This is a genomic window from Herbaspirillum rhizosphaerae, assembly GCF_046025915.1.
Taxonomy (GTDB): Bacteria; Pseudomonadota; Gammaproteobacteria; order Burkholderiales; family Burkholderiaceae_D; genus Herbaspirillum; species Herbaspirillum rhizosphaerae_A.
Genome location: NZ_JAQQFR010000019.1, coordinates 1 through 23,897, shown reverse-complemented (window position 1 = coordinate 23,897; position 23,897 = coordinate 1). Strand labels below are relative to the sequence as shown.

The following is a 23,897-nucleotide window of genomic DNA, read 5'->3' as shown; positions in this document are numbered from 1 at the left end:
GGAAAATGAGCCTTGTTGATATGTTGCGGCTTCTTTGTTTTTATATTCCGATGCTGTTGTGTCCTGTCGCCGGTCAGTCTTCCCTGGCCAGTCGTTTTGCCTTGTGCGTGCTGCGTGTGAGCGTTCCAAAAGGCAGTACCTCTACAGCAGCGCCGACTTGCAATTTCTCTTTTATATCACGCACCAACTGTGCTGCCAGTTGTTCTGCATCTGCCGATGCATCGCTTTGCTCCACGCGCACGTGGATGGATTTCATGAAGCCGCCGGCATCATAGACAGAGGCATTGATCACCAGCTGATATTCGTCGCCAAGGCCGGGCGAATTGCGCACCACCTCTTCGACGGCGGAAGGGAAAACGTTGATGCCGCGCACCACCAACATGTCATCGGCACGTCCACGCACGCCGCCAAGCAGGCGTGCATGCGTGCGGCCGCACGTGCAGGGTGTGGAGTCGCGCACCACGATGTCACCCGTCCACCAGCGCACCAGCGGCCCGGCCTGTTTGTCGAGATGGGTCACCACCAGCACGCCTGGTGTGCCATCGGGGACGGCCTGGCGGGTGTCGGCGTCGACTACTTCGGCATAGAGAAAATCTTCCGCCAGATGCAGACCGGCTTGCGCTGCGCATTCGCCGGCGATCGGCTGAAATTCCAGGCAGCCGTAGGCATCGTAGGCGCGTGCGCCCCATAGTTCTTCAATGCGCTTGCGTGTGGCAGGGATGCTGGCGCCGGGTTCGCCACCCATCATGATGGTGCGCACGGTTGACGTGGCCGGGTCGCGTCCGCGCTTGCGGACTTCTTCCGCCAGATGCGTGATGAACGAAGGCGTGCCGCACAACACGGTGCTGCCGTAGGTGAACAGGGTATTGATCTGGCGTTCGGTATCCTGGCTGCCGGCCGGAATCACCATGGCGCCGACGCCTTGATAACCGGCCGTGGCGCCGAGGCCACCGACGAACCAGGTGTAACTGTACATGCATTGCACGATGTCGTCCGGGCCGATGCCTTGGGCGTGCGAATGGCGTGCATACATCGCGGCCCAGCGGTCAAGATCGTGCTGGGTCCAGAACTGCGGTGTCGGCGCCGATGTCGTGCCGGAGGAAAAATGCATGCGCAGCACGTCGCTCCGCGGCACAGTCATAAACTGGCCGAAGGGCGCATCGGGACCGATGGAATTGACGTAGTCGGATTTGGTCGTGAACGGCAGCTTGCTCAGGTCGGCCAGCGAATCAAGTTCGCCGGCGTTCCAGCCTAGCCGTTTGAACAGCGGCGCATAGTAGGCGCTGTCCTGAGCGAGCCGCGCCAGTTGCGTACGCAGCTTCGCCAGCTGGAATGATTCCAGCGTGGCACGATCCCAGCTTTCGGCGGGATCGAGATGCAAGGGCGCGGCGGCGAGGAGCGCACCGGAGCGCATTACGCCGCTCCGAGCCCGCGAATGGCAAAGGTAGCGATAGTGTCGGCGACGGTGAGCTTCTCAGCTTCGGTCTGATCGGTGCGCGGACGGAACCAGATGGTGGTCCAGTTGAGTGCGCCGAAGAATGCCTTCACCACGATCTGCAGATCTTGCTGCGGCGCGTGGCCTTCTTCCATGACCAGGCGGATGGTGTCGCGGAACAGGTTTTCGTATTGATCGCGCAGCACCAGAATTTCGGACAGGACTTCGCGTTGAGCGGCAGTGGTTTCGCCGGCCAGATGCATTTCCAGACCTTGCACGGCAACGCGCTGGTAGGGCAGGTGATCCATGATCACGGTGATGTGCGCCAGTGTCATTGCACGCAGCTTGTCGATCGCCTTCTGATGCGACAGCGAGGCAGCAGCTTGCACGGCGGCCAGATCCATTTCCATGCCACGCTTGTGCACGTCGAAGAACAAGTCGGCTTTCTTGCGGTAGTGATGGTAGATCTTGCCCTTGGTGGCGCTGAGAATGTCGGCGACATCGTCGATGCTGGTAGCGGCATAACCTTTTGTCATGAATGCCAGAGCCGCTGCATCGAGAATCTCGCTGCGTGGATCAGTATCGTCTCCGGCAAATTCATTTGTTGTCGATGTGGGACGTGCTGTGTCGACCTTCATTATGCTTGCTCCTCATTATTAAACTCCGCATGTATCGCCCGTGCGAGCACCAGTCTCTGGATCTCCGAAGTACCTTCATAAATTTCGGTGGCGCGCTGATCACGATAAAGACGCTCGACGAGCGAAGGCTTCACGAAACCTTCCCCCCCAAATACCTGTACGCCGATATCGACTGCGTCATGGGCAGCCTCGCTGCAGAACAACTTTGCTTGGGCGCCGATGAGCGCGACATCCTGACCGGTATCGAAACTGCGGGCGGTCTCGTATGCAAGCATTCTACCTGCGGATAGCCGAGTTGCGACATCAGAAAGCTTGAAACCTATTCCCTGATGGTCAACCAGATGCTGTCCGAAGGTGGTGCGCACCGCCGCACGGCGTGCCGCAGCGGTGAATGCCGCGAGCGCAATGCCGTTCGATTGCGCCGCCACGACGACGCGTCCGACGTTCAATGCTTCGAGGGCGAGCTTGAGTGCTTTGCCGGGTGCGGCGATCATGCTTTCGTCCGGTACCCAGGTATCCAGTACGACGGTGGTGTTGACGGTACCGCGCATGCCCATCTTGTCTTCGCGCGCGTCATCGCGCACACCGTCGGCGTTGGCCGAGACGATGAAGGCGGCGATGCCTGCGCGTCCCTTGCCCGGTTCGGTTTGCGCAAATACCACGTAGTAGGCGCATTCGCCGCCGCCGCCGATCCAGCGTTTTTCTCCGCGCAGGCGCCAGCCGCCGTTTTCCGGAACGGCGAGGGTTTGCATGTTGGAGGGATCCGAGCCCGCCTCGCGCTCGCTCAGCGCGAAGGAAATCGATTCACGCCTGGCGACGATGGAGCGGATGTAGGTGTCTTTTTGTGCGCAAGTGCCGGCACGTAGTAACGGCAGCGCGCCCAGCTGCAAGGTTGCGACGATCCCGCTGGTGGATGCGCAGGCACGCGCGAGCTCTTCGATGACGGCGCAGAACGCCACCAGCGATGCGCCGCCTCCCCCATATTCTTTGGGGATGAACATCGAGCCGATGCCGCTCTCGTGTAGTGCCTGAACGTTTTCGTGTGGGTAGCGCTGATCGCGATCGATCTCGGCCGCAAGCGGGGCCAACTGATCATGCGCAAGCCGGCGTGCAATGTCTCGCCAGCTACGAGCCTCCTCAGTAAGCGGAGGGTCCCAAATAATCGCCATCTTCTCTCCATTGCCGTGTGAGGTGCGGCTGCAGGTGTGTTGTAGAGCGGCTTTTTCTTATATTGACTTTGATCTAATATACTAAGTAGTATGGATGGAGTCAACCAACGTGCTTACTTGTTGGTCAAGCAGAAACATTTGCTTTGGCCAACTAAAATATTAGTACACGCGTTCGCAATACTTTACACGCCAGCTAAAAATCTTGCCGGCGAAGCCTCCAAAGAGGCGAGGAGACGGTCATGAGCGAAAAAGTTTATGTAACCGGTGTAGGTATGATTCCCTTTGCCAAACCAGGTACGAGTGCGTCGTATGTGGACATGGGCGCGGCGGCAATTCGTGCTGCACTCAACGATGCCGGGTTACGTTACGAAGCCATCGAACAAGCCTATGCCGGGTACGTCTACGGCGACTCCACCTGCGGTCAGGCGATGCTCTACGAAGTCGGTCTCACCGGCATCCCCATCATCAACGTCAACAACAATTGCGCCACCGGTTCCACCGCGCTTTTTCTTGCGCGTCAGGCAATCGTTTGCGGCGCCATCGACTGCGCATTGGTCGTCGGCGTAGAGCAAATGGCGCCGGGTGCGCTCAAGACGGTTTACACCGATCGGCCGGCACCGCTGCAACGCTTTGCCGATGTGATGAAAAGCATCCAGGGGTTCGATGACAACGCACCGCGTGCTGCGCAATTTTTTGGTGGCGCCGGGCAGGCCTATCTCGATCAGTACGGCATCGCACCGGAGACCTTCGGACGCATCGCGGTGAAGGCACGCCGTCATGCCGCACATAATCCTTATGCCGTTTTTCGCGCACCGCTGACGTTGGAAGAAGTGATGGCGTCGCCACAAGTATTCGGCCTGATGACGCGCTTCCAATGTTGTCCGCCGACTTGCGGCGCGGCAGCGGCGGTGTTGTGTTCAAAACGTTTTGCGCGCTGGTTCAAGCTCGATTCTCGCGTTGCGATTGCGGGGCAGGCGATGACCACCGACCGGCCAGAATCCTTCGGCAGTGGTGACATGCGTAGACTGGTCGGTTACGACATGACGGCAACGGCAGTGGAACGCGTCTACGCCGAAGCCGGCGTCGGTCCGGAAGACATCGACGTGGTCGAATTGCACGACTGCTTCACCGCCAATGAATTGATTAGTTACGAAGCACTCAAACTGACACCGCCCGGCACCGCAGAAAAATTTATCCTCGACGGCGACAACACCTACGGCGGCAAGATCGTCACCAATCCGTCCGGCGGTCTGCTGTCAAAAGGGCATCCGCTCGGCGCGACCGGTCTGGCGCAATGCGCCGAGCTGGTGTGGCAATTGCGCGGGCAAGCCGAGCAGCGCCAAGTCGACGGTGCGCGCTGGGGATTGCAGCACAATCTCGGCCTGGGTGGCGCCTGCGTCGTCACGCTGTATCAACAACAATAAAACACGATAAAAATCGAGCGGCCCCGACACCACGTCAGGGCAAGCCGCCTGTTCGCCGATTCTTTTTACTCACGTTTGACTCATTGAAGGAGACCATATGAGCAGCAAGCTGGAAGGAAAAGTCGCCATCGTCAGCGGTTCGGGACGCGGCATCGGACGCGAGATTGCGCTCAAGCTGGCAGCCGACGGCGCCGCGCTTGTCATCAACGATCTTGACGCAGCCGTCGCCGAGAGCGTCACGCAAGAAATCATCACCGCCGGCGGTCGCGCCACAGCCTGCGTCGGCAACGTTACCGCGCCTGAATTCGCGGCGCGCTTCATCGAGTCCGCGCTGTCTACCTTCGGCCGCCTCGACATCATCGTCAACAACGCCGGTTACACCTGGGACAACGTGATCCAGAAAATGTCCGACGAACAGTGGGACGCCATCATGGACGTGCACGTCACGGCGCCGTTTCGCATTCTGCGTGCAGCATCGGAGTATTTCCGCCGCGCCGCGAAAGAAGAGGCGGAGAAAGGCCAGGAAGTGTTCCGCAAGGTGGTCAATATTTCATCCGTATCGGGCGTGATGGGCAATGCCGGACAGGCTAATTATTCCGCTGCCAAGTCGGCGATCAACGGTCTCACCAAAGCGCTGGCGAAAGAGTGGGGGCGTTACAAGATCAACGTCAACAGCGTTGCCTTCGGCCTGATCAAGACACGCTTGACCGAAGCTACCGCCGGTGATGACGCCACCATCAACATCTCGGGACAAGAGATCAAGGTCGGCGTCAATCAGCAGTTGATGAAAAATCTGGAAACGATGATCCCGATGGGCCGCGCAGGCACACCGGCGGAAGCGGCGGGAGCGGTGTATCTGTTCTGTATTCCGGAGTCGAACTACATCAGCGGGCAGATCGTGATTTGCGGCGGTGGCCGCCCGTAACGGCGATTTTAAAAAAGGATCCCGTCATCCCGGCGCACGCTGGGATCCAGCGTCTTAATCACCGTCGGATAGGCATTGAACGCCACTGAGTCCCAGCGTGCGCTGGGACGACGGAGGTAAATCATTGCTGAAACTGTACAACAACGTCAGCGTTTTCCGGCATGCTCCTTGAGCATCTGTTTCGCAATCAGCAATTGCTGAATCTGCGACGTCCCCTCGTAGATGCGCATCACACGCACGTCGCGGTAGATGCGCTCGATGGGATATTCCGCCATGAAACCCGCGCCGCCGAAAATTTGCAGCACGCGATCTGCCACCTTGCCGACCGTTTCGGTGGCGAACAGCTTGCAGCACGATGCCTCCTTAATCACGGGCAGTCCCTGATCGAAGCGGTGCGCGGTGTGCTCGAGCATGCAACGTGCGGCGAACAATTCCGTTTCGGAATCGGCCAGCATGGCTTGCACCAGCTGATGCTGGGCTATCGGTTCGCCGAAGCTGCGCCGTTGCGTGGCGTAATCGAGCGCTTCTTCCATCAGGCGCAGCCCGGCGCCGATGGCTGCGGCGGCGATACTGAGCCGGCCGCGGTTGAGTGACGACATCGCCAACGCAAATCCCAGGCCCGGTTCGCCAATGACGGCGTTCGCTGGAATACGGCAGTGCTCGAAGGTCACGTCGGCCGTATGCGATCCGTGCAATCCCATCTTGCGATCAGACTTGCCGATGCTGAGGCCGGGCGCATTGCGATCCACCAGAAATGCCGACAGACCGCGATGATCGCGACTCGCCGGATCGGTGCGCGCAATCACGGTGAAGACGTCGGCCGAAGGTGCATTGGTGATGTAGCGCTTGACCCCATCGAGCACCCAATGATCGCCATCGCTATCGAGACGTGCGCTGGTGCGCAAAGCGGCGGCATCCGAGCCGCAGTCTGGTTCAGTCAGGCAGAACGACGCAATCATTTCGCCGCTGGCCAACTGCGGCAGATAACGTTCGCGCTGGGCATCGCTGCCATAGGTCAGCAGGCCGTGCGAGCCGACGCCGTTGTTGATGCCGATGGCAGAGCGGAACGACAGATTGGCGCGGCATAGGGCAATCAGTACCGCCACCTCGTCATCCATGCCCAGACCAAGCCCGCCCCATTGTTCGGGAATGCTCAGGCCGAACAAGCCCAGCGCCGCCATTTCGCCGAGGATGTCGTCCGGCACGCGTCCGTCCTGTTCAACCTGTACTTCAGCCGGCAGCAGACGCTCAGCGACAAAGCGCTCCACCGCGGTCACGAATTGGCTGCGCGTCTGTTCATCAAGCGGCATGGAGTTTTTCCTTGTTGACAGTGTGCGTGTGCAGATCGGTCGCATGTGGCGCTATATCCGCTTGGCCGAAATTGAGCACCACGACATCGCGTTCCGGCACGCTGCAGCGAAACACAAGACGGCCCGCATCGCGCCGCCAGATTTCGGTGCGCAGCGTCTCGCCGGGGAAAACCGGTGCGGAGAAACGCGCACCGATGGATTTGATCTCCAGCTTATGCGTCCAGCAGATGGTTTTCAAGATGGCGTGACCGGCGATGCCGAAGGTGCACAGCCCCTGCAGGATGGGGCGGTCAAAACCGGCACGCTGCGCGACATCGGGATCGGCATGCAAAGGATTGGTGTCGCCGGACAAACGATAGATCAGTGCCGCTTGCGGCAGGATCGGCAGATCGATGCAATAGTCGGGCGACGTTTCCGGCAAGGGAACCGGCGCCGGATGCGCTGTATGTGCCGAAGCGGGCGAGGGCATGCCTTCCACGCCACCATCGCCGCGGCACATGGTGGTCATGCGCAGGGTGCAGATCGGTTCGCCGCTGCTTTCTTCGGTGACGACGCGTTCCTGATAAATCAATGCACCTTTGCCCGGCCCCTTGTCGACAATATCAACGATGCGCGTATCGCCGATGAGGCGCGCGCAAACAGGCAGGGGGCGATGCAGGATGATTTGCTGTTCGGCATGTACCACGCGGGTCCAGTCGATGCCGGTCTCGGGCAGCTTCATCCAGAAGCCAGGATAGGCCAGCACCGCCGCCATGGTCGGCAGCACGCGCAGGCCTTCTTCGTAGACGTAGTGCAGCTCGTCGCGATCCAGCGGATTGGCGCCCAGGCCGATGCCGAGCGCATAGAGCATGCAATCGTGCGGCTTGACGTGTTGCCGCGCGATCGGGATCTTCCAATGCATCAGCTTGCGATAGTCGATGGTCATGAGGCCTCGCCACAGATGGTGTTCGAATACGATTACGTCGGGTGCGCACGAGAGAACTGCAGATACATCAGGGCGATGAAGGAGGGATGCCGCAATGCGGCTAAGGAAAATGAAGAATCGTCCTTGACATAAACATACTACTAAGTATGATTAATTAAAGTCAATAAAAATAAATACAGCGAAGCAGACCGCCTTGTGGGCGTGACGAGGGATTGCGTTGTTGTCGCCAGATGGATGTCGCAGCAGCGGCAGAAATAGAACAAGCAAAAAACGAGAAGCGAAGACGAATCGGCAGCAAGTCGGAAACAATTCGCGCATCAAAAAACTACGCGCATCAAAAAATTACGATTTATGGCGCAGTGCAGGTAAAGTACACGCGAGATTCACCGTGCGTACGAAGGAGACCATACCGATGCATCACCCAGGAACGTTGATCCGTGACATGCTGGCCCGCGGCGGCGCCGTACCCGTGCCTGGCTGCTATGACCCGCTCGGTGCATTGCTGATTGAGCAGGCCGGTTTTCAGGCCGCCTACATGACAGGATTTTCGCTCGCGTCCAGCTATGGCAAACCGGACATCGGCCTGCTGACCATGACCGACATGGTGCAGCAGGCGGCTCGCATTGCCGAGGCGGTTTCTATCCCGGTTATTGTCGACGCCGACACCGGTTACGGCGGCGCGGCCAACATCGCCGAAACAGTCCGCGCCTTTGAAAAAGCCGGCATCGCAGGCCTGCATCTGGAAGACCAGATCATGCCCAAGAAATGCGGCGCCATGGCCGGCAAGAAACTTGTGCCCAGTGAAGAAATGGCGTTGCGCCTGCGCGCCGCGAGAGCTGGTCGCAAGAGCAGCGAATTCGTCATCATTGGCCGCACCGACGCCATGACCATCTATGGCCTGGAAGAAGTCATCGTACGTGTCAAAGCGATGGAACGCGCCGGTGCCGATGCCGTCATGGTGCCGTCGCTCAGCACACCGGCCGAACTCGAAGCGGTCGCTTCCAGCGTCAACATTCCCGTAATTTATGTTGCCGCCGAAACCGTGCGCCCAAGCTACACGCAACAGCAATTGGCGCAAGCAGGCTTCGCCATGGCGTTGTATCCTTTATCGCTGATACAGACCACATTCAAGGCGCAGCAAACCATGCTGCGCAGCATGTTTGAAGCAGGCGACACCGCCCAACTGGTGGACGGCATGGCGAAGTTCGCCGATGTCGGCCGTCTGGTCGGCGTTGAGCGCGCCGCCGCGTTCGATGCGCAGTTGAACGAACCCGAAGTACCGACAGAATCCACTGGGAGCTAGCCGACATGGGTGCCACCATGACGCAAAAAATCCTTGCTCGTACCAGCGGTCGCGATCCGTCGATCAGCCCTGTTGAGCACGGTGAAATCATCTGGGCCAGTCCCGATCTGGTGACCGCGCCCGAGGTGTCGTTTTCGGCTTACATCAAACGCATCCGCGAAATTGGCGTGACCAAACTGGCGCACCCGGAACGCGTCGCCGTCATCATCGACCACGAAGTGCCGGTGCACAGCATCGCCGGCGCCGAACGCAACAAGCTCACCCGCAAGCTGGCGTTGGAACTGTCGGTCGGCCATTTCTTTGACGGCGCAGGTATCACCCATCCGCTGATGGTCGAGCAGGGACTGATCGCGCCGGGCATGTTCGCCGCCGGTGCTGACAGTCATGCGCCCGGCCTCGGTGCGGTCGGCGCCTTGTCGGTGCCGTTCGGGTTTGAAGTATCCATGGTGCTGGCCACCGGCCAGATCTGGATGAAGGTGCCGGAAACCATACGCGTACGTTTGAACGGCGCCTGCGCACCCGGCGTCGGTGCACGCGATATCGTGCTGGCGACCATGCAGCAACTCGACGATGAAGCCACCAGTTACCGCGTTATCGAATATCAGGGCGAGGGCCTGTCGACCTTGTCTGTGCCGGAACGCATGACCATTTGCGGGCTGTGCGTCGACGCCGGCGCCAAGTCAGGCATCGCCGCCGTTGATCAGCGCTGCATTGATTATTTGCGGGAGCATGGCGTGAGCGATCCGCAGCCGCCAGAGTTAATCAATAGCGATGCCGACGCAGAGTACGCCATGACCATCGACATTGACCTGTCGACATTGACGCCGCGTGTATCGATTCCACCATCGCCCAATCATGTGCGCGAAGCGCAGGCCATGTCGGACATCGTGATCCAGCACGCTTATATCGGCTCCTGCGTTTCCGGTTCGATTGAAGACATCCGCGCCGCCGCCGCCATTCTGCGCGGCCACAAGGTGCACGCCGACGTCAACCTGCTGGTGATCCCGGCGACCCAGCAAGTTTTCCAGCAAGCCCTGCAAGAAGGATTGCTGACTGAACTCACCGCTGCCGGCGCCAAAATCTCGCCATCGACCTGTGGGCCTTGTTTCGGCGGTATCGCACAGCTGACCGCGGGTGAACGCCGCATCAGCACCAGCACGCGCAACGATCCCGGCCGCATGGGTAGCAACGAGGCGGAGATCTTCCTCGCCAGCGCCATGACCGTGGCTGCTTCCGCCATCACCGGACATATCACCGACCCGCGCGCCTTCGCGAAGGGAGGTGTGCAATGACGGCCGAGGTTACAGGCGCTACCGGCAAAGCTACCGGCAAAACCAGCAGCGGCCGTGCCTGGAAATTTTCCAGCGACATCTCCAGCGACCAGTTGATCTCGGCGCGCCACGTCTTCGAATTCGATCCGCGCATGTTGCGCCATCACTTGCTCGCCGAAGTGCGTCCTGAGTTCGCGCAGCAGGCGCAACCGGGTGACGTCATCGTTGCCGGTCGCAACTTCGCGCACGGCAGCAACCACAGCCATCCTTTCCTCGCGATGAAGGCGCTCGGCGTCGGCTTGCTGGTGCGTTCGCTCTCACGCGGCCCCTTTCGCCTGGCAATCTTCATGGGCGTACCGGTATTGATGGTCACGACAGAAGTGCTTGACGCCATCGACGACGGCCATCAGCTCGACATCGATTTCAGCCGCGGCGAGATTCATAACGTTACGACCGGCAAGCAAATGCAGGTCGAGCCTTTGTCGCCATTTTTGCAGGACATCGTCAACGCCGGCGGCGGACTTGAATTTGTAAAGACGACTTTAGCGACTTGAATTCTCTGTATGATGCGTGACCTTCAGGAGTCAATTAGATGCCAGCCATGTCTATCGTGCGCGACACTTCATTCAGCCAGGAAGCAAGCACTCATTTGAACCAGCCCGCCGCTGCAGCCATCGTCGTCGAAGAGCTGGAAAAAACCTACGCCACCCACGACGGTGGCAAGGTGCAGGCGCTTGGGCCGATTTCAGTCACCGTGCCGCAAGGCGGCTTCATGACCATCGTCGGTCCTTCCGGTTGCGGCAAATCGACGCTGCTCAAATTGCTCTCCGGTTTGATCCCGCGTTCGGCGGGGTCGATCAAGGTCAACGGGGAAGAAGTCCACGAACCGCATCGCGACATTGGCATGGTGTTTCAAAGCCCGGTGCTGTTGCCGTGGAAAACCGCCATCGACAACGTCCTGCTGCCGGCCAAAGTACTCGGCCTCGACATGGCTGCCAGCCGCGTGCGCGCACAAGAATTGCTGGAAATGGTCGGCTTGGCCGACTTCGCCGGACGCTATCCCAGCGAATTGTCGGGCGGCATGCAGCAACGCGTCGCCATCGCCCGTTCATTGATCCACGATCCATCGATTCTGATGATGGACGAGCCCTTCGGTGCGCTCGACGCCATGACGCGTGAAGTGATGAACCTTGAATTACTGCGCATCTGGCGCAAGGCAGGCAAGACCATCATCTTCGTCACGCACTCGATTCCGGAAGCGATCTTTCTCGGCACGCACGTCATGGTGTTGTCCAACCGGCCGGGACGCATCGCCGACCTGGTCACGGTTGATCTGCCATCGGAACGCGGACTCGACATCATGTCGACCGACGCTTTCGGCGTGTTCAGCAACCGCATTCGCAGCCAATTCAATACGCAAGGATTCATCTGATGGAAAGCGTGCACAACAGCGCGGCCACCACGCAGAATACGCAAACGACGCCAGTGACGCCAGCGCCTGCCTCCTTCAGTTTGCGCCGCAAGCTCAAGGCGCGTCCAGAACTGATCCTGATCCCGGCGGTGTTCGTCGCCGTGGTGGTGATCTGGGAAGCCATCATTCGCTACTTCGAAATCCCGATCTACATCATGCCGGCGCCGTCCAATATCGCGCTGTCGCTGATGAATACCAGTTATTGGGATAATGCGCTCTATACGCTCGGCGAAGCTATGTCAGGCTTCCTGCTGGCGGCGGTATTCGGCATCGTGCTGGGCGGTTTGATTGCGCAATTTCCGCTGGCGGAAAAAACGCTGTATCCCTATCTCATCGCCATCCAGACCACGCCGAAGGTAGCGGTCGCGCCGCTGTTCATCATGTGGTTCGGTTTCGGCATGACCTCCAAGGTGATCATCGCCGCAACGATTGCGTTCTTCCCGATTCTGGTCAATGTCATCAGCGGCCTGCGCTCGACCGATCCGGCGCGGCTGGAACTGATGCGTTCGCTGCGCGCGACGCGCTGGCAGATTTTTACGATGGTGCGCTTGCCGGGCGCGCTGCCGATGATCTTCGCGGGACTCAATATTGCGATCATCTTCAGCATCCTCGGCGCCATCGTCGGCGAGTTCCTCGGCTCACGCAAGGGACTCGGCAACGCGATCATGCAGATGAACGTCAATCTCGATACAGCGGGTGTATTTGCTACGCTGTTCGTGTTATCGGCGATCGGGGTGTGTCTGCATGTGCTGATGGGATTTTTGCAACGTAAAGCTTTGTTCTGGGCTGATAGTTCGCGCATTCCTACCGTATAAAACATAAGAGAAAAGTAGGAATAAGACGGAGACGAACTGATGTAGCCACCACTTAACGGGAGGCAGCATGAGTAGCTTTTCCTTGAAACCCTTGTCCTCGGCGCTGGGTGCCGAAGTAATCGGCATCGATATGCACAGGCCGTTGGATGCGGAGACGGTGCAGGCCTTGATCGATGCGTGGCACCGCTACATCATCCTGCTGTTTCGCAATCAGCCGCTGACGTTTGAAGAGCACATCGCCTTCAGCCGCAACTTCGGTGCGCTCGACGATCATGCGGCGGTTCCCCGCTTCCGCCATCCCGATCATCCCGAGATTCTGCTGGTGACCAACTACGAAGCCGGTGGAAAACGTCTGGCGGTGGGCCGTCAATGGCATTCCGATTTATCCACCACTACACGCCCGGCAAAAGGCTCGCTGCTGCATTGTGTGGAGTTGCCCGAAGTCGGTGGCGACACCATGTTCTGCAATATGTATAAGGCCTGGGAGAGTCTGTCGCCGACCTTGCAGTCCATCCTCGATGGCCGCAATGCGCTGCACGACATGTCGGTGGCGCGCGAGACGCGGCTGGCGCGCACCAGCGACGAACTGGCCGAGATCCGCCGCCGCAATCCGCCGGTGTATCAGCCGATCGCGCGTGTGCACGATGGTAGCGGACGCAAGGCCTTGTATGTCAGTGAAATGACGTCGGTGTCGATTGAGGGGATGACGGCGGAAGAGAGCCGGCCACTGCTGCAATATCTCTACGACCACAGCGTCGTGCCGGAAAACGTCTACCGCCATCGCTGGCAGATCGGTGACACCATGATGTGGGACAACCGCAGCGCCATGCATATCGCGCTGTCCGATTACGATCACAACCAGCGCCGCATCATGTATCGCACCACCTTGCTTGGACAGCCTTCGGGGCGTATTGCCGAGCCGCCCGCCGAGGAGGTGAGCCTTATGCCTTCGGCAGTATTTCCTGTAGTTTCTCCACCGGCCGGCACAGGCGTGCACCCAATGGCGTGACGACGATGGGGCGATTGATCAACACTGGATCTTCCAGCATCAGGTCGATCAGTTGATCGTCGCTCCACTTGGCGTTGTCCAGATCTCTCTCGTCATATGACGTGCCGCGACGGCGCATGAGATCCCTTACCGGCTGGCCGGTCGCAGCGACGATCTTCTTCAGCGTGGCGCGGTCAGGCGGTGTTTTCAGGTATTCGATGACTTGCGGTTCGATGCCTGCATTACGCAGCATCTCAAGTACGTTGCGGGACGTGCTGCATTTTGGATTGTGATAGATCGTGATGTCGGACATGCGGATAGAGGTCGTGAGGAATCAGATCGGGAAGTATACGTCATGCACCGCACCGGCCGTCGTGCAAGCCACGGCGCTGTGGAGGTATCGTCACGCTGCACGCGGCGTAAACCATTTATCCAGCCATGCAATCAAGGCATCCCATTGCGCCGCATCGCCCACAAAGCCCAGATAACAATCAGGCCGGGCGACATGCAAATGGTAAGAGCCGAAGAGATTCCTGAATTCACGATCATGTCCCTCCGCCAGCGCCGCAGCGATGTGGCGTATGGTCAGCACACCTTCCCAGCGGTGTAATTGCTCGCGCCAGTCTGGCGGCAGAATCGGCGCCGACGGGCCTTGTGCGATCAGCAGCGTCAGGCGCGATGGATCGAGCAGCGCGTACAGATTGCCTTCGCGGGATTCTGCCTCGCTGTTGTTGTGTTCCCATGCGATCACGTCGATATCCGGCAAGCGGTCACCGCCGTGCAGGCTGCCACCGGCGTCATGCGTGACCGACAGCGGACTGCTGCGGTAATCAACATTGATTTCGCTGATCAGTCGCGTGGCGGTGTCCTGGACGAAGTCGATGTTCAGCGCCAGCGGCGCAATATGCGTCACCAGTGTATGCACCCACGTACTGCGCGAATTGAGTACATCGGTGGCCGCTTCAGTGCGCGTGACGATGTTGCGGATCACCGGCAGGCGGTCTTGCTCGTAAGTGTCGAGCAGCGCTGGGTCGGCTCTGCCTTGCAGCACCAGCGCCAGCTTCCAGCACAGGTCGATCATGTCCTGGATGCCGGTGTTCATTCCCTGGCCGCCGGCCGGGCTGTGAATATGCGCGGCGTCGCCGCCGAAGAATACATTGCCTTGCCGCAGCGTCTGCAGCATGCGGCTATTGATGCGGAAGTGTGAACTCCAGACGATGTCGCTCAGCGTCGCCGGTACCGGCGAATGCGCATCGTAGATCGCCTGCAATTGCGCCAGCGTCGGTGGATCGCCGGGAATATCGCGCACCAGCTCGTCGTCTTGCTGTATTTCCGCATCAGGCTCGATGGCGATCATGCGGAAATGTCCCTCTGCCAGCGGAAACATCGCCAGAAAGCCGTGATCCGAAATGAAGATCGACAACTGATCCGACGCGATCTCGCCCTCCACATGCAGATCAGCCAGCGCATAAGTCGGTTTAAGAGACTTGCCCTCAAACGCCAGATTGAGCGCGTGACGCGCGCTGCTGTGTGCGCCCTCGGCACTGATCAGTGCCGCAGCCTGCAGTTGTTCGATGCGCCCATCGGCATGGCGCAGTTCAGCCAGTACGCCGCTCGCTAACGTGGATGCCGGCGTGGATGCCTGCGATTGCACGAAGCCGATCAGCTCGACGCCGCGCTCGATCTGCACGCCTTGCAGCGCCAGTTGTTCCGTCAGGAGGCGTTCCGTCTCGGCTTGCGATAGCAGCAGGACATAGTTGTGCCTTCCGGGAATCCGGCTCAGATCGACCTTGCCGAGCAACTTGCCGCGTCCGTACAGGCTGCCGGCATGGGCCTTGTTGCCTGCCGCCAGCATCTTGTCAGTCAGACCACGTTGTTGCAGCAACTCCAGCGTGCGCGCCTGCACCGCCAGGGCACGCGATGTCGTTGACGGCGCCGTCAGCTTGTCGATCAGACGCACCGGCACGCCCAGTCGCGACAGCTCCATGGCGGCGGTGAGGCCGGTCGGGCCGGCGCCGGCGATCAGTACGGGATGATGTCGAATCGTCATTACACTTCTCCGGAAGTGGACAGCAATTGAATGAAGCGCTGCTTGTGCCTGCATTGTGTGACTTCAATAATCTCGCACAGTTTCTTTCGCGCCAAAGCAAAAACGCACCCGTCCCGTGCCGAACCAGTAAAATGCTGACTTCGACCGGCGCCGGAGCCGCTTTTTTTCCGGCTCTTTGCGGTTCCTTTGACTTAACCTCCCTCCAGCATGGACACAATTCTCGCTCTCAAAGCGCTCATCATGGGCATCGTAGAAGGCCTGACCGAATTTCTACCTATTTCTTCCACCGGACATCTGATTCTTGCAGGTAGCCTGTTGCATTTCGCCGGCCCGGCCTTTCCGAAAGAAAAAGTCGACGTTTTTGAGATCGTCATCCAGGCTGGCGCCATTCTCGCCGTGTGTTGGGAATACCGCGCCCGCATCGCCGCGGTGATCGGCGGTCTGTTCAGCGACCGCAAGGCGCAGCGCCTGGTGATCAACCTGATCATCGCCTTCCTGCCGGCCGCCATCCTCGGCTTCCTGTTCAGCAAGAAGATCAAGGCAGTCCTGTTCGCACCAGTGCCGGTCGCCATTGCCTTCATCGTCGGCGGTCTGATCATCCTGTGGGTGGAACGTCGCAACAAGGGCAACATGGGCTATTCCTCAGGGCGCATTGATTCCGTGGATGACATGACAGCGCTGGATGCCTTCAAGGTCGGTTGCGCACAAGCCTTTGCGCTGATCCCCGGCACCAGCCGTTCGGGCGCCACGATCATCGGCGGCATGATGTTCGGGCTGTCGCGCAAGGCGGCAACCGAGTTTTCCTTCTTCCTGGCGATCCCGACGCTGTTCGCGGCCACCATTTATTCGCTGTACAAAGAGCGCGCCTTGCTGAGCGCCGCCGATGCGCCGCTGTTCACCATCGGCACCTTGGCCGCCTTCGTTTCAGCTTTCCTGTGCGTGCGCTGGTTGCTGCGTTACATCAGCTCGCATGACTTCACCGTGTTTGCCTGGTATCGCATCCTGTTCGGTCTGGTGATTTTGGGTACGGCTTATTCGGGTGTTGTTGCCTGGGTCGAATAAAAGTAACAAAGGATTTATCGTGGCAAATGTTTGCAGCGCCGGTCTGGATATCGGCTTCGCCTCTCTGGACTATCTCCAGATCGGTTTTCTTGGGGTCGTGCAAGGCATCACCGAGTTGTTGCCGATCTCATCCACGGCGCATATGCGCATCGTGCCGGCAGTATTGGGCTGGCATGATCCGGGCTCGGCGTTCTCGGCGGCGATGCAGCTGGCGGCGCTGGCTGCGGTGGTCAGCTATTTCTGGCGCGATGTCTCGGCCGTCACCACCGGCAGCATCACTGCGTGGAAGCAGCGTGATTTCAACAGCCCGATGTTCCGCCTGGCGGTCGCGATCATTCTGGCGACCATCCCCATCGGCATCGCCGGTCTGGCCCTGTCGCATGTGTTGAACGCCTGCGGCTCGCCGCTGCGCAGCCTGTCGGTGATCGGCTGGTCGTGCATCGCGATGGCGGTTCTGTTGGCGATTGCCGAGCTGGCTTGCCGTCATCGCCGCACCGTCGACGAAATGCGCCTGCGCGACGCGCTGATCGTCGGTATTGCGCAAGTCGGCGCGCTGATTCCGGGTGTATCGCGTTCGGGGTCGACCTTGACCGCTGCGCTGTTTCTCAATTTCAAGCGGGAAGAAGCGGCGCGCTTCTCCTTCCTGCTCGGCTTGCCGGCGATCGCGCTGGCCGGCCTCAAAGAACTGGCTGTCCTGTGGCATGCGCATATTCCGCTGCAGGCATGGTCGCTATTGTTATTCGGTATTGTGGTCGCGAGCGTTTCGGCGTTTTGCGCGATCTGGGGATTGATGAAATTCCTGGAGCGTTTTTCGACCTGGCCTTTCATTGTTTATCGCGCCGCACTTGGCGTGTTTTTGCTGGTTGCGGTCAGCAAGGGATACTTGCAATAAATGTCTGAAATTGTGTCAGAGCCGGTGTCAGGTCGCGTCCACGAGCAGCAATCCAAAGCGCTGCACATCCTCGAAACCGTATTCGGCTATTCGTCGTTTCGCGGCCAGCAGGCGGAGATCGTCCAGCACGTCGTGCAGGGCGGCGACGCGCTGGTGCTGATGCCGACCGGCGGCGGCAAGTCGCTGTGCTATCAGGTGCCGGCGCTGGTGCGCGATGGCGTGGGGGTGGTGGTGTCGCCGCTGATCGCGCTGATGCAGGATCAGGTCGACGCGCTGGCCGAAGTCGGCGTACGCGCCGCCTTCCTCAATTCCACCCAGACCTTTGATGAGGCAATGCAGATCGAGCGGCGCGTGCGCAGCGGCGATCTCGATGTCTTGTATGTCGCACCGGAACGTCTGATGACGCCGCGCTGCCTCGACCTGCTGGAGGCGGCGCACATCTCGCTGTTTGCCATCGACGAGGCGCACTGCGTGTCGCAATGGGGTCACGACTTCCGTCCCGAATACATCAAGCTGTCGGTGCTGCACGAGCGCTTTCCCAACGTGCCGCGCATCGCGTTGACGGCAACCGCCGACCAGCAGACCCGCGAAGAAATCATCCATCGCCTGCAGCTCGAAGATGCGCGCCAGTTCGTGTCGTCCTTCGACCGTCCGAACATCCGCTACCAGATCGTCGAAAAGGCCAACGGCCGCAAGCAGTTGCTCGACTTCATCGAGAGCGAGCATCCCGACGACGCCGGCGTGGTGTACTGCCTGTCGCGCAAGAAGGTCGAAGAGACCGCCGAATTCCTCAAGCAGAGCGGCATCAACGCGCTGCCATATCACGCCGGCATGGACTATGCCAAGCGTACCGCCAACCAGTCGCGTTTCCTGCGTGAAGACAAGATCGTCATGGTCGCCACCATCGCCTTCGGCATGGGTATCGACAAGCCCGATGTGCGCTTTGTCGCCCACCTCGATTTGCCAAAGAGCATCGAAGGCTATTATCAGGAAACCGGCCGCGCCGGCCGCGACGGTTTGCCCGCCAATGCCTGGATGGCCTACGGCTTGCAAGACGTGGTGCAACAGCGCCGCATGATCGCCGAGTCCGAAGCCGACGAAACCTTCAAGCGCGTGCTCGGCGTCAAGCTCGACGCCATGCTCGGCCTGTGCGAAACCCTGCATTGCCGCCGCGTGCGACTGCTGGATTATTTCGGCCAGCACGGCCAGCAAGCCTGCGGCAACTGCGACATCTGTCTGTCGCCGCCGGTCTCCTTCGATGGCACGCTGATGGCGCAAAAACTCTTGTCGACCGTCTATCGCGTCGAACAGCGCTTTGCCGCCGGCCACGTGCTGGATGTCTTGCGGGGCATTGACGGCGAGAGGGTCAAGCAATGGCGTCACGACCAATTGTCGGTGTTCGGCATCGGCAGCGAGTATGGCGAAGCTGAATGGCGCGCCGTGCTGCGCCAGGTCATCGCGCTTGGCTTGCTGACCGTTGACCATGAAAACTACAGCTCGCTCAAACTGACCGAAGAGGCCAAGCCGGTGTTGCGCGGCGAGCAAAAGATCCAGCTGCGCCAATATCAGAAGCCGGTCAAACCAAAACGCACGTCGTCCAAATCCAACTACACCGAAACGGATCTGTCGACCGAAGAACAAACGCTCTTCGACAAGCTGCGCTGGTGGCGCGTCGAGACCGCGCGCAAACACAACGTGCCGGCCTACGTTATTTTCCACGACGCCACCATGCGAGAAATCGCCAAAGCCAAGCCGTCATCGCTCGACGATCTGCGCGGTGTCACCGGCGTTGGCGAAAAGAAACTGGAAACTTACGGTACGGAAATCATCGCTCTGATTCAGGAAATTTCTGAGTGACATACCCTGTGGTACGCATCATGCTTTGCCGTTAATTAACAGTATGACAACAGCGCCGATGGTCTATGCTGAAATAAGCTGAAGCCATGACCGACATTGTTGGCAGTACTGTTTCCGCGCAACCACAAGCATGGAGGGTATATGAAGCTGACCGATCTCAGGATAGGTACACGTCTCGGTTTGCTGGCGGCGTTGTTGCTGCTGGCAACCATCTTCGTAGGCGTTCGGGGCTGGATGACGCTCAACGAGAGTTTTGAGCAGAATACGCTGGCGATGCAAAAAGCCGGCACCATCGAAAAAGCCATCGACTCCGCTCGCAGTGCCCAGGTGCAATTCAAGATCCAGGTGCAGGAGTGGAAGAACACCTTGCTGCGCGGCAAGGATGCCGAATCCTTCAATAAATACCGCCAGGCCTTTATCGACGAGGGCAAAGCCACGCAGGTCAATCTGGACAAGCTCACCAGCTTGCTGCCCGCGCTCGGTATGAGCACCGACAAACTGAAGCAGGCCCAGCAGGCGCATGCCGATCTCGGCGTCAAATATCTCGCCGCCCTCCAGAAGGAATACAAGCCTGAAGACCGCGACAGCGTAGGGCGTGTCGATGACGCCGTCAAAGGCGCAGATCGCCTGCCAACGCAGATGATTGACGACATCGTCGCCGACGTCCGCAAGTCGGCTGACAAATTCCGCGAAGAGATCGCGCTGGATGCCGCGTCGGATTACCGGGAGGCACGGCTGACGCTGGTGGTGTCCATCGTGCTGGCGCTGATCCTCGGCAGCATCGTCACCTTCTGGCTGGTGACCAGCATCACGCGTCCGCTCAATACTGCCGTCATCATTGCGCAGACCGTGGCCGCAGGGGACTTGCGCTCGGAAGTAGTCGTCAGCGGCAAGGATGAGACTGCTCAACTTTTGCAGGCGCTCAAAGACATGAACGACAATCTGGTCGGCATCGTCAGCGAAGTGCGCGTCAGCACCAACACCATCGCCACCGCCTCGACCGAAATCGCACTCGGCAATCAGGACTTGTCGTCACGCACTGAAGAGCAGGCCGGTTCCCTCGAAGAAACTGCCGCCTCCATGGAAGAGATCACCTCCACCGTGCAAAAGAACGCTGAGAACACGCTTCAAGCCAACAAGCTCGCTGCCGATGCCTCCGGCGTGGCAGTAAAAGGCGGTGAGATGGTCGCCGCCGTGGTCGACACCATGAACGCCATCGAGCAAAGCTCGCACAAGATCGTCGACATCATCGGCGTCATCGACGGTATTGCGTTCCAGACCAACATCCTCGCGCTCAACGCTGCCGTCGAAGCCGCGCGTGCCGGAGAACAGGGCAGAGGTTTCGCCGTGGTTGCATCAGAAGTGCGCACGCTGGCCCAACGCAGTGCAACCGCCGCTAAAGAGATCAAGGAGCTCATCAGCGACTCGGTATCCAAAGTCAGCACCGGCACCAGCCTGGTCGGCAACGCCGGCCAGACCATGCAAGAGATCGTCGTCGCCGTCGCCCAGGTCGCAGAGATCATGGACGAGATCACCCGCGCCAACCGCGAGCAAAGCGCCGGCATCGACGAAGTCAACCGGGCAGTCGTGCAAATGGATCTGGTCACGCAGCAGAACGCCGCGCTGGTGGAAGAGGCCGCCGCCGCGGCAGAAAGCCTGCAGGATCAGGCCGCCGGGTTGGCGCGTGCAGTGAGTGTGTTCAAACTGCGCGCCTAACCTGTCTGCGATCTTACTGCGAGGCCATGATCCGTGAATTGGAAACCCTTGGGCGGTGCTCGGAATCCTCATGTGCTGAAGTACACTCCGGTTCCTCCGCTCCGGTCGTCACCGGCTGATGGCCTCTCGCTACAGATCGCAAACAGGTTAGAAAAAGATATCAAGGCTGTTTGATGAACACCAGATCCCAAACACCATGTCCCAAGCGCAGGCCGCGGTTTTCAAACTTGGTGACAGGGCGGTAGTCGGGACGCGGTGCATAACCTTCAGCGGCGTCGGTGTTGTTCTTCAGCGTCGGCTCCGCGCCCAGCACTTCCAGCATCTGGATCGCATACTCTTCCCAGTCGGTGGCGCAATGCAGGTAACCGCCCGGCGCAATACGCGACGCCAGCAGGCTCACCAGCGGCCCCTGAATCAGGCGGCGCTTGTTGTGACGCGCCTTGTGCCACGGATCCGGAAAGAACACATGCGCGCCGGCCAGTGAGCCAGGTGCAATCATGTTGGTCAACACTTCCACCGCATCGTGCTGGATCAGACGCATATTGGTCAGGCTCTGCTCACCGATCTGCTTCAGCAAACTACCTACGCCCGGCGTATGCACTTCCACGCCGATGAAATTCTTCTCCGGCATATCTGCCGCAATCTTCGCGCTGGTGTCACCCATGCCGAAGCCGATCTCAAACACCGTCGGCGCCGAGCGTCCAAAGGCCGCATCGATATCCAGCGTCTCCTTTGCATACGGCAACAAGAACTGCGGCCCCAGCTCCTCAATAGCACGCGCCTGCGCGCCCGACAAGCGACCTGCACGTGTGACGAAGCTGCGGATACGATGTTCGGTCGGATCGTAAAAAAGCGGTTTGCCGGATTTGTTTTCTGACATGAATGACTCGTGAAGCGAAGGATCTGAAGATGGAATTGTTATGCGGCGTGCAAAAGGGACGCAAATAAAGCAGCGATGAAAAACGGTGATTTCCCTTGCACCCTGGAGCGGGTGAAGGGGATCGAACCCTCGTCGTAAGCTTGGGAAGCTTCTGCTCTACCATTGAGCTACACCCGCGTTGGGTACGGATTATACCGGGTTACGGATGGTTATTTCTGACGTTGGAAATTGCTGGACGCGTTACTGGTGCGACTGCCTTGATTGGTTTATTGGCGAAAAATAATTAATGCCCGCCTGCAATTAGCATTGATGAGTAATAAATTGCGGTATGTATTGGCAAACTCAAATAGCAGTATAAAAATAAGAAATAAAACGAAAATGTTACCTCCACGTCGGGATATTCGCTGGCAGCCCCCCATTCGGGTGGGTATGTGTGGGGAGACAGCGCTAGGTTCTCTCATCGAATAATCTTCTTGACGGCACCTTACATTTTCGAAAATACTTAGCCAATAGCCGCGTGAAACAACAAATAGAAACTCACTAGGGGAAGCGATGCTAAAAATAAATCAGGTAACAGCTGGGTTGTCTTTATCTTTCTTGGCTGGCTGCACTCATATGTATCAGCCTTACTCGGCTCACCCGTTGAGTTCTCTTGAGCTAACAACCACATACGAGACACTCAAGGCCAAGACCAACACCCTCATCACAGAGCCTAAATGCTACGCACCGTTAAGCAGTGCTGACATAACCACCCTGGGTGGCATCTGCACGCAACAACGCAATTTTGCTATTTCAGCTTTAGTGATGACTTCGGCAGAGGAGTGCTTGCGCTACCGCAGGGGGCTCTATGGCAATGAGGCAGCTTGGAATATTACTCTTGGTACGGCAACGAGTTTATTTGCTGGTGGTGCGGCGGTTGCAGCTAGCGCACAAGGAAAATCGATATTGGGTGCATTGGCACTATTTAGCAATTCAGAGCGTTCTCTGATTAACGAGACCATCTATAAGCAGATGCTCGTTACTGCCGTCGATAAGAAAATTGTAGAAATGCGCGATACAAAAATGCTCGCAATTCATACTTTAATGAAGAGCGACGTGAACACGTATCCCGTCTATCAAGCATTCAGCGACGTGATCGATCTACACAATACCTGTTCATTTGTCGACGGTTTGCAAAAAGCGCTTCTGGAGGGAACACAAGGAACGTCAGCACAACGCATTGCCCGTTTAAAACAGACACTGCAATCCTTGCAAGCAGAACGCGATGCGTCAACGACGAAGGATGAAGATAAGGCGGGAATTAATACACGTATTACCGATGTGAACAAAGCGCTTGCAGAGGAAGAGAAAAAATGAATCGCCAATCAAGGTAGCCGCACCAGTAACGCGCCCAGCAATTTCCAACGTCAGAAATAACCACCCGTAACCCGGTATAATCCCTACCCAACGCGGGTGTAGCTCAATGGCAGAGCAGAAGCTTCCCAAGCTTACGACGAGCGGCCTGCGCCCGTACTTTCAGCAGCGAACACACATGTTGCTCTTCAGTTGACCGATCTGGTCTGCCGTCAAATCCAATCCCCGTACCACTCCCGTTTAAACCCATTATTGAAGCTGGAAATCGATGTGCACAACCGCAAGAGACGGTCATCAGTGCAAGGCACATTGCACCCACACGGTGTGTTATTGCGATAAAAAAATACAACAAATGCATTTCATTTTTTTTGTCTGATCTAAAAAATTACTTCTATAAACAAAGCTGAAGTCAC

At 58.6% G+C, this 23,897-nt stretch carries 20 protein-coding genes, 1 tRNA gene and 1 pseudogene; 13 read left to right on the top strand and 9 right to left on the bottom strand.

Translation table 11 applies throughout. The annotated features are described in order from the left end of the window. Positions 1–73: 73 nt before the first annotated feature. Genes PQR63_RS22245 through PQR63_RS22235 form a run of 3 tightly spaced genes read right to left on the bottom strand, consistent with a single transcriptional unit; the run spans position 74 to position 3,242 of the window. On the bottom strand, positions 74–1,414 hold the full coding sequence (locus tag PQR63_RS22245) for a phenylacetate--CoA ligase family protein (protein WP_408170289.1): 1,341 nt from the start codon (positions 1,412–1,414) through the stop codon (positions 74–76). After that, positions 1,414–2,073, bottom strand: a complete 660-nt coding sequence (locus PQR63_RS22240; RefSeq protein WP_408170286.1) for a TetR-type transcription factor C-terminal domain-containing protein — start codon at positions 2,071–2,073, stop codon at positions 1,414–1,416. Before PQR63_RS22240 ends, PQR63_RS22245 begins: the two co-directional genes overlap by 1 nt. Then, positions 2,073–3,242, bottom strand: coding sequence for an acyl-CoA dehydrogenase family protein (locus PQR63_RS22235; protein ID WP_408170283.1), 1,170 nt, complete (start codon positions 3,240–3,242; stop codon positions 2,073–2,075). Before PQR63_RS22235 ends, PQR63_RS22240 begins: the two co-directional genes overlap by 1 nt. Before the next feature lie 239 nt (positions 3,243–3,481). Between PQR63_RS22235 and PQR63_RS22230 the strand changes: the two genes are divergently transcribed. Both PQR63_RS22230 and PQR63_RS22225 read left to right on the top strand, forming a co-directional pair. Continuing rightward, on the top strand, positions 3,482–4,666 hold the full coding sequence (locus PQR63_RS22230; RefSeq protein ID WP_408170280.1) for a lipid-transfer protein: 1,185 nt from the start codon (positions 3,482–3,484) through the stop codon (positions 4,664–4,666). A gap of 97 nt (positions 4,667–4,763) precedes the next feature. Next, a complete protein-coding gene (locus PQR63_RS22225) occupies positions 4,764–5,591 on the top strand; it encodes an SDR family NAD(P)-dependent oxidoreductase (RefSeq protein ID WP_408170277.1) in 828 nt (275 codons plus the stop codon). Between the two features lie 146 nt (positions 5,592–5,737). Here PQR63_RS22225 and PQR63_RS22220 read toward each other — a convergent pair whose 3' ends face one another. Next, entirely contained in the window at positions 5,738–6,901 is a 1,164-nt protein-coding gene (locus PQR63_RS22220; protein ID WP_408170274.1) for an acyl-CoA dehydrogenase family protein, read from the bottom strand. Then, a complete protein-coding gene (locus tag PQR63_RS22215) occupies positions 6,891–7,826 on the bottom strand; it encodes a MaoC/PaaZ C-terminal domain-containing protein (protein ID WP_408170271.1) in 936 nt (311 codons plus the stop codon). The genes PQR63_RS22220 and PQR63_RS22215 overlap by 11 nt, the downstream gene beginning before the upstream one ends. Before the next feature lie 412 nt (positions 7,827–8,238). On the opposite strand from PQR63_RS22215, the gene PQR63_RS22210 reads away from it, so the two are divergent. From PQR63_RS22210 to PQR63_RS22185, 6 genes are all read left to right on the top strand, one after another. After that, positions 8,239–9,129, top strand: a complete 891-nt coding sequence (locus PQR63_RS22210) for an isocitrate lyase/PEP mutase family protein (protein ID WP_408170268.1) — start codon at positions 8,239–8,241, stop codon at positions 9,127–9,129. Positions 9,130–9,134: 5 nt separating this feature from the next. After that, complete coding sequence (locus tag PQR63_RS22205; RefSeq protein ID WP_408170265.1) at positions 9,135–10,421, top strand: 3-isopropylmalate dehydratase large subunit; 1,287 nt, start codon at positions 9,135–9,137, stop codon at positions 10,419–10,421. Beyond that, positions 10,418–10,954 (top strand): LeuD/DmdB family oxidoreductase small subunit, encoded by a 537-nt coding sequence (locus PQR63_RS22200; RefSeq protein WP_408170263.1) that lies wholly within the window; start codon positions 10,418–10,420, stop codon positions 10,952–10,954. Before PQR63_RS22205 ends, PQR63_RS22200 begins: the two co-directional genes overlap by 4 nt. 38 nt (positions 10,955–10,992) lie before the next feature. Next, positions 10,993–11,832 carry an ABC transporter ATP-binding protein gene (locus PQR63_RS22195; protein WP_408170260.1) on the top strand — a complete coding sequence of 280 codons (840 nt, stop codon included), beginning with the start codon at positions 10,993–10,995 and terminating at the stop codon, positions 11,830–11,832. After that, complete coding sequence (locus PQR63_RS22190; RefSeq protein ID WP_408170257.1) at positions 11,832–12,686, top strand: ABC transporter permease; 855 nt, start codon at positions 11,832–11,834, stop codon at positions 12,684–12,686. Before PQR63_RS22195 ends, PQR63_RS22190 begins: the two co-directional genes overlap by 1 nt. Before the next feature lie 67 nt (positions 12,687–12,753). Further along, the gene (locus PQR63_RS22185; protein ID WP_408170254.1) at positions 12,754–13,695 is read left to right on the top strand and encodes a TauD/TfdA dioxygenase family protein; all 942 of its coding nucleotides are present in this window, start codon (positions 12,754–12,756) and stop codon (positions 13,693–13,695) included. On the opposite strand, the pseudogene arsC reads toward PQR63_RS22185, so the two are convergent. Then, positions 13,634–13,987: pseudogene (gene arsC, locus PQR63_RS22180) on the bottom strand (arsenate reductase (glutaredoxin)); the annotation flags it as partial. The gene PQR63_RS22185 and the pseudogene arsC sit on opposite strands and share 62 nt — an antisense overlap. Before the next feature lie 90 nt (positions 13,988–14,077). Then, positions 14,078–15,724 carry an FAD-dependent monooxygenase gene (locus tag PQR63_RS22175; protein ID WP_408170251.1) on the bottom strand — a complete coding sequence of 549 codons (1,647 nt, stop codon included), beginning with the start codon at positions 15,722–15,724 and terminating at the stop codon, positions 14,078–14,080. A 207-nt stretch (positions 15,725–15,931) separates the two neighbouring features. On the opposite strand from PQR63_RS22175, the gene PQR63_RS22170 reads away from it, so the two are divergent. From PQR63_RS22170 to PQR63_RS22155, 4 genes are all read left to right on the top strand, one after another. Further along, complete coding sequence (locus tag PQR63_RS22170) at positions 15,932–16,786, top strand: undecaprenyl-diphosphate phosphatase (RefSeq protein WP_408170248.1); 855 nt, start codon at positions 15,932–15,934, stop codon at positions 16,784–16,786. Positions 16,787–16,805: 19 nt separating this feature from the next. After that, positions 16,806–17,678: an undecaprenyl-diphosphate phosphatase gene (locus tag PQR63_RS22165; RefSeq protein ID WP_408170245.1), complete on the top strand. Its 873-nt coding sequence runs from the start codon at positions 16,806–16,808 to the stop codon at positions 17,676–17,678. Then, the gene (gene recQ / locus PQR63_RS22160; protein WP_408170243.1) at positions 17,679–19,535 is read left to right on the top strand and encodes a DNA helicase RecQ; all 1,857 of its coding nucleotides are present in this window, start codon (positions 17,679–17,681) and stop codon (positions 19,533–19,535) included. A gap of 141 nt (positions 19,536–19,676) precedes the next feature. Further along, positions 19,677–21,251: a methyl-accepting chemotaxis protein gene (locus tag PQR63_RS22155; RefSeq protein WP_408170240.1), complete on the top strand. Its 1,575-nt coding sequence runs from the start codon at positions 19,677–19,679 to the stop codon at positions 21,249–21,251. Between the two features lie 160 nt (positions 21,252–21,411). Here the strand turns inward: PQR63_RS22155 and trmB are convergent, their stop codons facing one another. Then, complete coding sequence (gene trmB, locus PQR63_RS22150) at positions 21,412–22,131, bottom strand: tRNA (guanosine(46)-N7)-methyltransferase TrmB (protein WP_408170237.1); 720 nt, start codon at positions 22,129–22,131, stop codon at positions 21,412–21,414. A gap of 103 nt (positions 22,132–22,234) precedes the next feature. Beyond that, a tRNA-Gly gene (locus tag PQR63_RS22145) sits at positions 22,235–22,308 on the bottom strand. 375 nt (positions 22,309–22,683) lie between these two features. Between PQR63_RS22145 and PQR63_RS22140 the strand changes: the two genes are divergently transcribed. Further along, a complete protein-coding gene (locus tag PQR63_RS22140) occupies positions 22,684–23,487 on the top strand; it encodes a hypothetical protein (protein ID WP_408170234.1) in 804 nt (267 codons plus the stop codon). Positions 23,488–23,897 lie beyond the last annotated feature (410 nt).